13 protein-coding genes are annotated in these 12,637 nt (G+C 58.6%); 8 read left to right on the forward strand and 5 right to left on the reverse strand.

Annotation, left to right across the window (positions count from 1 at the left end):
- Positions 1-45 precede the first annotated feature (45 nt).
- From hpf to lptC, 5 genes are all read right to left on the reverse strand, one after another.
- Positions 46-618, reverse strand: coding sequence for a ribosome hibernation-promoting factor, HPF/YfiA family (gene hpf, locus AGR7B_RS01420; RefSeq protein ID WP_003520085.1), 573 nt, complete (start codon positions 616-618; stop codon positions 46-48).
- Positions 619-852: 234 nt separating this feature from the next.
- On the reverse strand, positions 853-2,403 hold the full coding sequence (gene rpoN / locus AGR7B_RS01425; RefSeq protein ID WP_080855856.1) for an RNA polymerase factor sigma-54: 1,551 nt from the start codon (positions 2,401-2,403) through the stop codon (positions 853-855).
- A gap of 267 nt (positions 2,404-2,670) precedes the next feature.
- Entirely contained in the window at positions 2,671-3,480 is an 810-nt protein-coding gene (gene lptB / locus AGR7B_RS01430; RefSeq protein ID WP_003520083.1) for an LPS export ABC transporter ATP-binding protein, read from the reverse strand.
- Positions 3,481-3,489: 9 nt separating this feature from the next.
- The gene (locus AGR7B_RS01435; protein WP_003503784.1) at positions 3,490-4,053 is read right to left on the reverse strand and encodes an LptA/OstA family protein; all 564 of its coding nucleotides are present in this window, start codon (positions 4,051-4,053) and stop codon (positions 3,490-3,492) included.
- 13 nt (positions 4,054-4,066) lie between these two features.
- On the reverse strand, positions 4,067-4,732 hold the full coding sequence (gene lptC / locus AGR7B_RS01440) for an LPS export ABC transporter periplasmic protein LptC (RefSeq protein WP_059759327.1): 666 nt from the start codon (positions 4,730-4,732) through the stop codon (positions 4,067-4,069).
- 234 nt (positions 4,733-4,966) lie between these two features.
- Between lptC and sppA the strand changes: the two genes are divergently transcribed.
- The 8 genes from sppA (at position 4,967) to olsB (ending at position 12,503) form a co-directional block, all read left to right on the forward strand.
- A complete protein-coding gene (sppA, locus tag AGR7B_RS01445) occupies positions 4,967-5,920 on the forward strand; it encodes a signal peptide peptidase SppA (protein WP_080856944.1) in 954 nt (317 codons plus the stop codon).
- Between the two features lie 2 nt (positions 5,921-5,922).
- A complete protein-coding gene (locus AGR7B_RS01450) occupies positions 5,923-6,249 on the forward strand; it encodes an integration host factor subunit beta (RefSeq protein WP_219256707.1) in 327 nt (108 codons plus the stop codon).
- A 62-nt stretch (positions 6,250-6,311) separates the two neighbouring features.
- Positions 6,312-6,653 (forward strand): LapA family protein, encoded by a 342-nt coding sequence (locus AGR7B_RS01455; RefSeq protein WP_065654584.1) that lies wholly within the window; start codon positions 6,312-6,314, stop codon positions 6,651-6,653.
- A gap of 93 nt (positions 6,654-6,746) precedes the next feature.
- Positions 6,747-7,880 carry a class I SAM-dependent methyltransferase gene (locus AGR7B_RS01460; protein WP_121490396.1) on the forward strand — a complete coding sequence of 378 codons (1,134 nt, stop codon included), beginning with the start codon at positions 6,747-6,749 and terminating at the stop codon, positions 7,878-7,880.
- The gene (locus tag AGR7B_RS01465; protein ID WP_080855857.1) at positions 7,877-8,737 is read left to right on the forward strand and encodes a TrmH family RNA methyltransferase; all 861 of its coding nucleotides are present in this window, start codon (positions 7,877-7,879) and stop codon (positions 8,735-8,737) included. The genes AGR7B_RS01460 and AGR7B_RS01465 overlap by 4 nt, the downstream gene beginning before the upstream one ends.
- On the forward strand, positions 8,737-9,225 hold the full coding sequence (lspA, locus tag AGR7B_RS01470) for a signal peptidase II (RefSeq protein WP_078051339.1): 489 nt from the start codon (positions 8,737-8,739) through the stop codon (positions 9,223-9,225). Before AGR7B_RS01465 ends, lspA begins: the two co-directional genes overlap by 1 nt.
- A gap of 55 nt (positions 9,226-9,280) precedes the next feature.
- Positions 9,281-11,527 (forward strand): hybrid sensor histidine kinase/response regulator, encoded by a 2,247-nt coding sequence (locus tag AGR7B_RS01475; RefSeq protein ID WP_078051338.1) that lies wholly within the window; start codon positions 9,281-9,283, stop codon positions 11,525-11,527.
- Between the two features lie 94 nt (positions 11,528-11,621).
- Positions 11,622-12,503 carry a l-ornithine N(alpha)-acyltransferase gene (gene olsB / locus AGR7B_RS01480; protein ID WP_065654580.1) on the forward strand — a complete coding sequence of 294 codons (882 nt, stop codon included), beginning with the start codon at positions 11,622-11,624 and terminating at the stop codon, positions 12,501-12,503.
- Positions 12,504-12,637: the final 134 nt, after the last annotated feature.

The raw sequence follows: 12,637 nt of genomic DNA on the forward strand, positions 1-12,637 counted from the left end.
GCAGATGCGCTTTCGCGCTCTGCCTCCCACGTCTTGTCAGACTGTTCAGCTCTTGATCGTTTCCGCGTCGATCCAGCCAATATTGCCGTCATGACGCCGGTAAACGATGTTGAGATATTCCTTGCCCGGGCTGCGGAACAGCAGAACGGGTTCGTCCGTCATGTCGAGCGCCATCACGGCGCTGGCGACGGACATTGTCTTAATCTGTTTCGAACTCTCTGCCACAATGGTGGGTGCGTAATCCTCAGGAACCTCGTGGTCCTCATCGGGAATAGCATCCATCACCGTATAGGCGATTTCCTGCGACACGCCATTCGCACCATTGTGGTGGTCCTTAAGCTTGCGCTTGTAGCGGCGCAGGCGCTTCTCGATCCGCTCTGCGGCGGCATCGAAGCTGGCCTGCGGATCATTTGCCTGACCCGCCGCATGCAATACAACGCCGGTATCGAGATGCAGCTTGCAGTCGGCGGCAAAACGCGATCCGGACTTCTCCACGGTCACCTGGCCTGAATACCCCCCATCGAAGTATTTGGTAACCGCCAGACCTATATTGTCCTCGATCCGCTGACGGAAAGATTCACCGATCTCCATATGTTTACCAGATACACGCACACTCATGGAAATTTTCCTTTTTGTAGTGATTTGCGAGTACCAGCTTACGTCAAGCCGCGCGCGCATCCAAGCGTTTCGAAGACCTTAAAAAGCCCTCATTCGAATTTTACGCCCATGGACGGTGGAGATGAATCCGTTACAAATGACCTTGCTTACGTGTGCGGCGGGCTTCTAGCCCTTGCCGTGACAAGAGTCAATGGTGCGGCAAAAAACCGCCATAAACGTGATCGCGGCCGCCGCTCAGAAGGTGGACAGCTTGGCCATCGCCTTCTTTTCCCGGCGCCTTTGCACGGAGGAGGGGATGTTCATCGCCTCGCGATATTTGGCGACGGTGCGGCGGGCGATATCGATGCCGCTCTTTTTCAGATTGTCGACGATATCATCGTCTGAAAGAACCGCCTCGGCGGCCTCCTGCGAGATCATGGCCTTGATGCGGTGGCGCACCGCTTCTGCCGAATGGCTGTCTCCGCCTTCCACGGCGCTGATCGACACGCTGAAGAAATATTTCAGCTCGAACAGACCGCGCGGCGTCAGCATGTATTTTTTCGATGTCACCCGGCTGACGGTGGATTCGTGCATCTTGATGGCGTCTGCCACCGTCTTGAGGTTCAGCGGGCGCAGATGATCCACGCCATTGACGAGAAAGGCGTCCTGCTGGCGCACGATTTCCGTCGCGACCTTCATGATTGTCCGGGCGCGCTGATCGAGGCTGCGGGTCAGCCAATGTGCCGTCTGCATGCACTCAGTCAGAAAATCCTGATCCTCGCCTGCACGTGCCTTATGTTTCGACACCTCGGCGAAATAACTCTGGTTGATGAGCACGCGCGGCAGGGTCTCGGGATTGATTTCCACCAGCCAGCCGCCGGTGGAAGAGGGACGAACGATAATGTCGGGAACGATGGTCTCCGAAACCATCGAATCGTAACCCGCGCCGGGGCGGGGATTGAGCGTGCGGATTTCCGCCAGCATGTCGAGGAGGTCTTCCTCATCGACGCCGCAGATTTTTTTCAAGGAGGCGAAATCGCGTTTCGCCAGAAGTTCCAGATTGTCGACGAAAGCCCGCATGGCCGGGTCGAGCCGGTCCTTCTGGGCAAGCTGGATTGCCAGACATTCGCTTAAGGAACGGGAGAATACACCCGGTGGGTCGAAACCCTGAAGCGTCTTCAGAACGTGCTCGACCGCTGACGGGGCCGCCCCCAGCCGTTCGGCGACGTCGTCGACGGCATCCGCCGCAATATAGCCGGTCTCGTCAAGCTGGCCGATCAGCGCATCGGCGATCATCCGGTCCTCGGCGGTGGATATGGCGAGCGGCAGTTGCTGATTGAGATGGTCGCCAAGACTCTGTCTGGCGGCGACGAAATCGTCGAGATCGTAACTTTCCCCCGACTCCTGGCCGGGCATGGATTTCCATTGGCCGGCCAGTTCGGGCGCATCGGCCTTTCTGGGCTCGGCATCGTCGGGAAAGACGTTTTCGAAGCTGGTGTCCAGTTGCTCGCCGAGATTTGTGGCGCGGTCGCCATACCAGTCGTCGCTGTCGGACGTCACCGTCGTGGATCTCTCCGGGCCTTCGCCGTCCACGTCACCGAAACTCTCAGTCTCTGCCGGGGCATCGCTGCTCAAATCGCCATCGTTTGCCGCAATTTCCAGCAGTGGATTGCGCTCCACCTCCTGCGCAATGAACTGCGTCAGCTCGAAATGCGTCATCTGAAGCAGCTGGATGGACTGCATCAGTTGCGGTGTCATCACGAGAGACTGGTTTTGACGCAGCAAAAGGCTGGCAGACAATGCCATGGCGGACGCGAAACTCCCCTTACAGCTTCTCCATCGCCTTATTTTCCAGAAATTTTACTGAGACGACGGAACTTGGCCCAAAAATTGCTTTTTTATCTCATTTGGTCAAGCGTCAGGGCGGGGCGCGATGAAGAATCTTTCGCGCGCCGATCATGATGATTTTAGGTCGAAACGACCTAAAATCTTAAATCATGATCTAGATCATATAATTAGAGCGGGATTTCAAGCGAAAACCGCAGACGCTTTTCGCGATCCCGCTCCAGGCGTTCAAAGGCTGAAATTATTGCCGAGATAGAGACGGCGTACATCCGGATTGTTGACGATATCGTCCGGACGTCCATGCGTCAGCACCTCGCCGGCATGGATGATGTAGGCGCGGTCGATAAGACCGAGCGTCTCACGGACATTGTGGTCAGTCACGAGAACGCCGATGCCGCGCGCTGTCAGGTGTCTCACCAGATTCTGGATATCGCTGACCGAAATCGGATCGACGCCCGCGAAAGGTTCGTCGAGCAGCATGAAGGTCGGATCGGTCGCGAGTGCGCGCGCGATTTCCAGACGTCGCCGCTCGCCACCCGAAAGCGCCACTGCAGGCGACTTTCGCAGTTGCGCGATATGAAACTCTTCCAGCAGCTCATCGAGCTTGCGGTTGCGCTTGGCAGCGTCCGGCTCATGCACTTCCAGCACGGCGCGGATGTTTTCCTCGACCGTCAATCCCCGGAAGATCGATGCTTCCTGCGGGAGATAACCGACGCCGAGACGGGCGCGTCGATACATCGGCATGGTGGTGACATCATTGCCGTTGATGGCGATCTTGCCAGTATCCACGGGCACCAGGCCCGTGATCATGTAAAAACAGGTGGTTTTACCCGCACCGTTCGGGCCGAGCAGTCCCACGGCCTCGCCTCGGCGCACGACCAGCGAAACCCCGTTGACGACACGGCGCGTATTATAGGTCTTCGTCAGGCCATGCGCGATCAGCGTGCCCTGATAGGGGGTCTTGTCCGCCGGCGAGGCCGCATCCGCGGATCGGCTGCGCCCGCCGCCGAATATCTTTGAGATCGAGGGTATCTTCACGAGGAAAGACTACTGTTTTTTCTGCGATTTCGGATCGAGCATGATCCGGACAGGGCCGCCGCAGCTTTCCAGCTTGGCCTGTCCCGTATTCATCAGAACGGTGAGCTTGCAGCCGGTGAAGACATTCGTGCCTTCGGACAGCACGACTTGCTTGCCGGTCAGGATGAAGGTCTGCGCCGCCATGTCGAATTCGCCGTGATCGGCCGTCGCCTTCTGGGTCTCGGACGTCAGATAGACATTATTGTCGACGAAGATTTTTTCGATATTGGCGTCGCCGCTGGTGAGCGAAGAACCCTCGCCCTTGTAATTCACGGTCATCTTGCCGGCCTGAAGGGTGGTCGTTCCCTGCACCACTTTCACATTGCCGGTGAAATAGGCCTTGCGCTCCTGATCGCGAATCTCGAGCTGATCGCTTTCAATCGCGATAGGCTGGTCGCCTGAGAGCTTGACGCCCTGCATGTTGCTGGTGGTGTTCTGGGCGAAAGCCACAGTTGCAAGACACGAAAAGACAAGGCCTGCGGCTGCAAGGCCGGCGGATTTGCCAAGGGAAACGGGACGGGAAATTTGCATCATCTGGACCGGGCTCTCACTTGCCTTCATTCTTGATATTGGATGCAGCGATACGTGCCCGTACCTGCCCCGAAAATGTAATTGTCTTGCCATTATCGGCGATGTCAATCGATTGCGCAACAATCGAGCCGTCGTTTGTTTTGATCGAAACCGGCTCCTGGCTGCTCATTTTTCCGGCCTTCAGATCGACATCCGCAGACTGGAACTTCGCTTGTATGCCATTGCTGAGATTGATGTCAAAAGGGGCGGTCATCTTCAGCTTGTTGGTCGCCCGGTCGAAAATGCCTTCCTGGGCGATCACCTGCGCGACACTGTCGTTCACCGGCACTGCCGCCAGAACCTTCTCAAGCGTCATGAGATTGGGGTTGGCGATGTCCTGCAACGCACGGTCGGCGTTCATGGAATAATCGATCCCCTTCTCGTTGCGGCCGGCAACAGCGGGTTTTTCCATCACGATCTTGCCGTCTTCAATTCGTGCGCTCTCCAGAGAGACCTCATCGGGCGCCCAGGTTCGGATAACCGAAACGGCGATGAAGGCGAGCGAAATGATTGCCGCGCCGAGCGGCAGAATGATTTTCAGCCGCTTCACGCGCGCAGAATGCCGCAGCGCGGTGTCATAGGCGCCGTTCTGGTCATTGGGCAGCGAAAATGCTGGCGCGGGTTCGCGGAGTCTTTCGAGCATAAGAGTGGGTCCGGAATGCTTCTAGGGCGCCATTGTGGCGCACAATCGAAGCTTGTGTCTCTATCTAAATGTCTTTGGCATGAGTGCTTTGTCCTGCCAATATGGTTTTTGTCTGGAGAGGTGCAAGGGAAATGCGAATTTTATCGTAATTCTGGTTTCCTTATTGTTTCCTTGCGGCTTCGCGTTAGAAGAACCATATGGCCTGAAGCGCAAAAGCGGATGACAGAGGTTTTTATGGACAATATGGCGATAGCGGATCGCAGGCGGTTGCGCCGCAAGCTGACTTTCTGGCGGGTTACCGCCGTTCTCCTGCTTGTCGCCGGCGCTTTCGGTCTTTACCGGTTTTTATGGGATGGACCGCAGCAAAGCGCGAAGCCCCATATTGCCCGCGTCGAGGTCTCCGGCCTGATCACCGACAATACCGAACTTCTCGAGCGGCTCGACAAGATCGCCAAGAGCGAGAATGTCAAAGGGCTGATCGTGTCGATTTCCTCGCCAGGCGGCACCACCTATGGCGGTGAGCGCATCTTCAAGGCCATTCGAGGCGTTGCGGAAAAGAAGCCGGTTGTCTCGGATGTGCGCACGCTCGCCGCTTCGGCAGGTTATATGATCGCATCGGCAGGCGATGTCATCGTCGCCGGCGAGACCTCGATCACCGGCTCCATCGGCGTGATCTTCCAGTACCCCCAGCTTGGCCAGTTGATGGAAAAGCTCGGCGTTTCGTTGCAGGAAATCAAGTCGTCGCCGATGAAGGCGGAGCCTTCGCCGTTCCACGAGGCGCCGGAGGAAGCGAAGACGATGATCCGCACCATGGTGATGGACAGCTACGGCTGGTTCGTCGATCTTGTGGCCGATCGCCGCAAGCTGCCGCGCGAAGACGTGCTGAAACTGGCGGATGGATCGATTTTCACCGGCAGACAGGCGCTCGCCAACAAGCTGGTCGATACGCTTGGAGGCGAAAAGGAAATTCGCAGCTATTTCGAAACACGCGGTGTTGCCAAGGATTTGCCGATCGTCGAATGGCGTGCGCCGTCATCCCGCTCGCCTTTTGCGGTTTTCAGTGTTGCGCAAATAGCGAAGTTTCTGGGATATGACGATTTAATTCCCTTCGCAGGCCCCGGCCAGCTCGGTACGGACAAGTTGTTTCTTGACGGTCTTGTTTCCGTTTGGCAGGTTGAGCCGCGTTAAAAATCCAATTCTTTCAGGGGGCAACCGTGATCAAATCTGAACTGGTGCAGATCGTTGCTGCGCGTAACCCGCACCTTTATCACCGCGATGTGGAAAACATCGTCAATGCGGTGCTGGATGAAATCACCGACGCCCTGGCGGCAGGAAATCGTGTCGAGCTTCGTGGTTTCGGCGCATTTTCGGTGAAAAACCGTCCGTCGCGTTCCGGTCGGAACCCGCGCACGGGTGAGTCGGTTTTCGTCGAGGAAAAATGGGTGCCTTTCTTCAAGACGGGCAAGGAACTGCGCGAGCGCCTGAACCCCGGCATGGGTGACGAAGAGGACGATTGATCGTCCTCAGCCCGCGCCGGAAACGGAGCGAGCGGAGCCCCGCAGCGATGGAGTATTCTCGGATGTCGAAAAAAATCATCAACCTCATCATCCTGCTTCCGCTGGCGATTATTCTCGTCATCCTGTGCGTGGCCAATCGTCAATCCGTGACGCTGGCGCTCAATCCATTCCGACCGGAAGATGGTGTTCTATCCTTTACCGCGCCGTTTTTCGTTTTCCTCTTTCTGGCGGTCATTTTTGGCGTTCTCCTGGGGTCGGCGGCTACATGGTTCGCTCAGGGCAAACATCGCAAACGCGCTCGTATCGAAGCCAAAGAAGCCGTTCGCTGGCACGATGAGGCGAACCGCCAGAAGGCGGCCGCAACCGGGCAGCTGCCGCATGCGGGCCAACTCCCGGCAAAGTGATGGTGCCGACAGTCGCTCCGGCTCTAGTCGAGCGGCGTTCGGAATGCTATTTGCTGGCGCAATAAGACGCGGGCAGAAGCGGAAAGATTTCCATTGAAGAAAAAAGACAGCCGGCCGGGCAATCGCGCGCGCGCCGGGAGCGATAAAAAACAGGTCCATGCCGCAAAGCCGGCGCGCCGTGCGGATGCCGCACCGAAAAGGCGCGAGCCCGATGCGGTGCGCAACGTGCAGAAGGCCGCGCCGAAGGAAAAAACCGTTGTAGCGGTCGCTGTTGAACAGGTTCCTGCGCGCGCGCTTATGCAGCGCACCGGTGAACTGCCGGCAGAACAGGTTCCAGTCATTCTGGAATCAAGCGGCGCGGGCGATTTTCATCTGATTGACAGCGGCAACGGCCTGAAGCTCGAACAGTACGGTGACTACCGCGTCGTTCGTCCCGAGGCGCAGGCGCTGTGGCAGCCTTCCGGTCCTGATCGTGTGTGGCAGAATGCCGATGCCGTCTTTACCGGCGACACGGATGAGGACGGTATGGGGCGCTGGCGTTTCCCCAAGGCGGCTCTGGGTGAAACCTGGCCTCTCTCCCTGCTCGGGGTCGACTTTCTTGGCCGTTTCACCGCTTTCCGTCACGTCGGCGTCTTTCCGGAACAGATCGTCCATTGGGAATGGCTGAAAAATGCCGTCGAGACCGCAGACCGTCCGCTGAAAGTGCTGAACCTCTTCGGTTACACCGGCGTCGCGTCGCTGGTCGCGGCGGCCGCAGGCGCTGAAGTCACCCACGTGGATGCCTCCAAGAAGGCGATTGGCTGGGCGAAGGAAAATCAGGCGCTTGCCGGGCTCGAACAGGCGCCGATCCGCTGGATTTGCGAAGACGCGATGAAGTTTATACAGCGCGAGGAACGTCGCGGCAGCACATACGACATCATCCTCACCGACCCGCCGAAATTCGGCCGCGGCACCCATGGCGAGGTCTGGCAATTGTTCGACCATCTGCCGCTGATGCTCGATATCTGCCGGGAAATCCTGTCGCCCAAGGCGCTCGGCCTTGTGCTTACGGCCTATTCGATCCGGGCCAGCTTCTATTCGATGCATGAGTTGATGCGTGAAACCATGCGCGGCGCCGGTGGCGTCGTCGCGTCCGGCGAACTCGTCATTCGCGAGGCCGGGCTTGATGGCAAGACGCCGGGCCGTGTGCTTTCCACATCGCTGTTCAGCCGCTGGGAGCCGAAATGATGAAAGATATGCGCGAAAACACCACGCGCCGGGTTGGCCAGGTCAAGGAAGTGACCAGCCTTGCCAATCCCATCATCAAGGATATCAAGGCGCTCACCCAGAAAAAGGGCAGGGAAGAGACCGGCGCCTTCATGGCGGAAGGCCTGAAGCTGGTCATCGACGCGCTTGAACTCGGCTGGACGATCAAGACGCTGGTTTATGCCAAGGCCGCCAAGGGCAAGCCGCTGGTGGAGCAGGCGGCGGTGAAGACGGTCGCATCGGGCGGTTTGGTGCTCGAAGTCAGCGAAAAGGTTATCGCCTCGATCACCCGCCGCGACAATCCACAGATGGTCGTCGGCATTTTCGAACAGAAATGGAAGGCGCTGAAGGATATCCGCCCGGAAAAGGGCGAGACCTATATCGCGCTCGACCGGGTCCGCGATCCCGGCAATCTCGGCACCATCATCCGCACGGCTGATGCGGCGGGTGCTTCAGGCGTCATTCTCGTCGGGGATTGCACTGATCCGTTTTCGCTGGAAACGGTGCGCGCCACCATGGGGTCGGTTTTCGCCACGCCCGTCGCCCGCGCTTCGGTCGAGGAATTCCTGTCATGGAAAAAATCGGCGCAGGTCAGCGTCGTCGCCACCCATCTGGCCGGCTCGGTGGATTATCGAAAGATCGATTATGCCGGAAAGCCGGTCGTGCTCCTGATGGGTAATGAACAATCCGGCCTGCCGCCGGAACTCGCCGGCAAGGCCGACCAGCTTGCGCGCATTCCCCAGCAGGGCCGCGCCGACAGCCTCAATCTCGCCATCGCAACTGCCGTCATGCTGTTTGAAGCACGGCGACATCTCCTCGAACTCGCACCGGTGAAGTAATGCCCAAAGCGGCTTTGTTCTCGAAATTCGGCCCGGCCTTTGCTCTGATCGTCGCCGCACTGGTGCTGGACCAGATCGTCAAGCAGCTGGTCGAAGCCTATCTGCCGCTGCAGGAGATGGTTCCCGTTGCCCCGTTCCTGGCGCTTTACCGCACCTATAATCTCGGCGTGGCCTTTTCGATGCTGGAGGACATGCATGGCTGGTTCATCGTCAGCATGCGGCTCGTCATCGTGGTCTTCGTCTTATGGCTGTGGCGCAAGACGGCGGCGGACCGCACCTTTGCCCATCTCGGCTTTGCCTTCATTATCGCAGGTGCTGCCGGCAATCTGCTCGACCGTTTTTTTTATGGACATGTCATCGACTATATCCTGTTTCATACGCAGACATGGTCTTTCGCGGTCTTCAATCTGGCTGACAGTTTCATAACCATCGGCGCAGCCTGCGTCATTCTCGACGAGTTTTTGCACGCCCGGACGGCTAAAAAGTAAAATTTTAGGGTTTCAGCCAAACATATCAAAACCGCTGCCGTGGTAGCGGTTGCCTATGAGCGAACTGGCAAGACTTCGGCAGAAGGTTTCAGACGAGCTGGGCCTGGCCGCGACGGCGGCGCAGCCGGCGGATCGTGTCGAGGCAACAACGCGCCATGCTGATGAAGAACATGCGACCGATACCAGGTCGATTGCGCTCTATGTCGCCGCGTCGTTATCGGTCGGGGCTTTTTCCGCAGCCCTGATCGCGCTTGCGGTGCCTTATGCGGTTACCGTTGCGCTGGCGACCTTCTTTGGCGCGGTTCTCGTCGGTGTGCTGCTCTATGCGCTCTTTGATGAATCTTTCCATCAGCCCACCGTGCGGGCTGCGGATTCCGATCTTCAGCTGCGGCAAACGCAAAACCGCTCGCTGATTGCCGAGATGCAGGAATTCATGGGCGATATCGTCGTGATCCGTGACATGAACCGGCGCATTGTCGAAGCGAACCGGGTCTTTCGCGAAATGACCGGCTGTGCGGCGCCCGAAGGGCTGAGCTGCGAGGAAATCGGCATCGCTTTCCGTCCGGGCGACAAGGTCCATGCCTATGATGTGGAGATCGCAACCCCGTTCGGTCAGCGCATCTTTTCCTGGCATGATGTCGTGACCCGCGATCTGGCAAGCAGCCGTCTTCTCATCAGCAGCGTCGCCCGAGACGTGACCGAAGAGCGGCTTGCGCTCGGCGAGCGCGAGGACGCCCGGCTGCGCGCCGAAAAGGCCGATGCCGAAAAGGCGCGGCTGCTTGCCACCGTAAGCCATGAAATTCGCCTGCCGCTTTCCGGCATGCTCGGCATGAACCATCTTCTGTCGCAGACGAGGCTCAACGAGGAGCAGCGAAATTATCTCGATGGCATGCGGCAATCCGGCCAGTCGCTGGTGCAGCTTGTCGAGGATCTGCTGGATTATTCGACCATGGAGGCCGGCCGTTTCAGGCTCAATCCGCGCGCGGAAAACCTGCGCCGGCTGATCGAGAGCATCGTCGAGATGCTGGCCCATCGCGCCCATGAAAAAGGCATAGAAATCACCTCCTTCGTTGCGCCGAATGTGCCCGATCATCTCGATTTCGACCCGGCGAGGCTACGTCAGGTCCTCTTCAATCTCCTCGGCAATGCCGTCAAATTCACGCAGGAAGGCGGCGTCGTCATCCGGGCGCGCATGGCCGACGACGAATTGCACATTGCCGTCGAGGATACCGGCCCGGGCATGAGCCGGGCGGAACAGGCCCGTATTTTTGGGGAATTCGAGCAGGCGGGCCCGTTGTCGCAGCGAAGTGCCGGCACCGGCCTTGGACTTGCGATTTCCGCCCGTATTGTGCGGGAATTCGGTGGCCGCCTCACGGTTTCCAGCCGCAAGGGCAAGGGCAGCACTTTCAAATTGGCGTTTCGCCCGGCGGGTGCGCCTGCCGAAATGGCGGATCCGGGACGGCGTCATTGCCTGCGGCATACAAATGTCCTGCTCATCGCACCGAAGGGCGTCGCGGCGGCGGTGACGATGGAGGCGATCGAGGCTTTCGGCGGTCAATGCACTCTCATCCATCAGCCTGAGGATCTGGAAAAGCTGAGGAAGGTTTCTGCCACGCGAGCGGCCGACCTTACCGATATCATCGTCGACCGGCGCATTTCGCCGCTCTTCAGGGACGCCCTGAAGGATTGGCCGCAACAGAATGTCCGCCGCACGCTGCTGGTCAGCCCCGAAGAGCGGCCGTCGACCATGCATGTGGCCTTCGATGCCTGGTTGATCCGGCCATTGCGGGAAAAATCCCTGATCGACGTCCTGTGCGGCCGTCTGCGCGGCATTGAGAGGCGCGACGCCATCAACGACAACCACCCGGATGTGGGATTTTCCTCGCGGGTGGCGGAAGGGGCGAGCGGTATCGAGATACTCGTGGCCGAAGACGATGCCGTCAATCAGCGCATCATCCGCGCCGTTCTGGAAAAAAGCGGCTATATCGTCCGCGCTGTCGAGGATTTTGAGGCGTTGCGGCTTTCTGTGGAGCCGGGCGCAACCCGCCTGCCTGATCTCATCGTCTCCGATCTCAACATGCCGGGCGGCGAGGGGCTCGATGTGCTTCCCGACCTTCTCCATAAGATGAAGGGCGAAAGAAATATTCCCGTCATCGTGCTCAGCGCAGATGCAAGTGACGCGACTGCCGAAATCCTGCTTGGGGCCGGTGTCGGTGCGGTTTTGACCAAGCCTGCCGACCCGCGACGGCTGGTTGAGGAAATTCGCCGTCTGCTGGAGGCGAAACGCCTGTCGCTATCATAACTTGACAGACTCGCGCTGGCGGCATTTTGTCACTATTCTGTCGTCAATTAGTGATTTATGACAGGAAAATTCTTTGGTGGCGGAGCGATTCCCCATGGTTGCCGAAATCCTCAATCACGACATTTGTGAAAACAATGTTGTCATTCATCCTCGTCCCGAGGCAGCTCAGGACAATGAGGGTCTTTTCGGCCGTATCGGCACGCTGGAAACACGGCTCGCCAGAAATGAACGCGAGATCGATGCCGCGCAATCCGTGCGTTACCGGGTTTTCGTCGAGGAAATGAAGGCGCGGCTTCCCGCGGAAGCCATGCGCCGCAAGCGCGACATCGACGCCTGGGACAGTGTCTGCGATCATCTGCTGGTGCTCGACAAGGCGATCGAAGGCGACAGCGAAGACCAGATCGTCGGCACCTATCGCCTGCTGCGGCAGGAAATCGCGCTTGCCAATAACGGTTTTTATTCCGCCAGCGAATTCGACATCGCCGGTCTCGTTGCGCGCCATCCGGGCAAGCGTTTCATGGAGCTTGGCCGTTCCTGCGTGCTGCCCGAATATCGCACCAAACGCACCGTCGAGCTTCTGTGGCAGGGCAACTGGGCCTATGCCGTGAAACACCGCATGGATGCCATGATCGGTTGCGCCTCCTTCCCCGGCGTGCAGCCGGAAGCCCACGCGCTTGCCCTGTCTTTCCTGCACCATAATTGCGTGGCCAAGGGTGAGTGGGAAGCTTCCGCCCTTCCCGAGCTTTATCATGAGATGGACCTTGTGCCGGCAGAGGCGCTCAACGCCCGCAAGGCGCTGAACGCCATGCCGCCGCTGATCAAAGGCTATATGCGCCTCGGCGCCATGTTCGGCTCCGGCGCGGTCGTGGACCATGCCTTCAATACCACAGACGTCCTCGTAGTCCTGCCGGTTTCGTCCATCGCCGGCCGTTACATCAGCTATTATGGCGGCGAGGCCGAGCGCATCAACGGCTGACCGAGTTTCGGCGCAGCTGGGCGGGATGTTCCTGTGGGCAGCGTTCCCGCGCGTGTTGTATTGAGGTGGAGATTGCCGCTAGTGTCGGCCCTTCTTTTCCGCAACACGATATGACATCGGCAGACCATTGACGG

The sequence above is a fragment of the Agrobacterium deltaense RV3 genome, from assembly GCF_900013505.1.
Classification (GTDB): domain Bacteria; phylum Pseudomonadota; class Alphaproteobacteria; order Rhizobiales; family Rhizobiaceae; genus Agrobacterium; species Agrobacterium leguminum.

Bases quoted from the DNA above. Each gene is read 5' to 3' on its own strand.
- AGR7B_RS01465 (WP_080855857.1), top strand. From the start codon at position 7,877: ATGATGAAAGATATGCGCGAAAACACCACGCGCCGGGTTGGCCAGGTC.
- rpoN (WP_080855856.1), bottom strand. From the start codon at position 2,403: ATGGCATTGTCTGCCAGCCTTTTGCTGCGTCAAAACCAGTCTCTCGTG.
- sppA (WP_080856944.1), top strand. From the start codon at position 4,967: ATGGACAATATGGCGATAGCGGATCGCAGGCGGTTGCGCCGCAAGCTG.
- olsB (WP_065654580.1), top strand. From the start codon at position 11,622: ATGGTTGCCGAAATCCTCAATCACGACATTTGTGAAAACAATGTTGTC.
- AGR7B_RS01435 (WP_003503784.1), bottom strand. From the start codon at position 4,053: ATGATGCAAATTTCCCGTCCCGTTTCCCTTGGCAAATCCGCCGGCCTT.
- AGR7B_RS01475 (WP_078051338.1), top strand. From the start codon at position 9,281: ATGAGCGAACTGGCAAGACTTCGGCAGAAGGTTTCAGACGAGCTGGGC.
- lptC (WP_059759327.1), bottom strand. From the start codon at position 4,732: ATGCTCGAAAGACTCCGCGAACCCGCGCCAGCATTTTCGCTGCCCAAT.
- lspA (WP_078051339.1), top strand. From the start codon at position 8,737: ATGCCCAAAGCGGCTTTGTTCTCGAAATTCGGCCCGGCCTTTGCTCTG.
- hpf (WP_003520085.1), bottom strand. From the start codon at position 618: ATGAGTGTGCGTGTATCTGGTAAACATATGGAGATCGGTGAATCTTTC.
- AGR7B_RS01455 (WP_065654584.1), top strand. From the start codon at position 6,312: ATGTCGAAAAAAATCATCAACCTCATCATCCTGCTTCCGCTGGCGATT.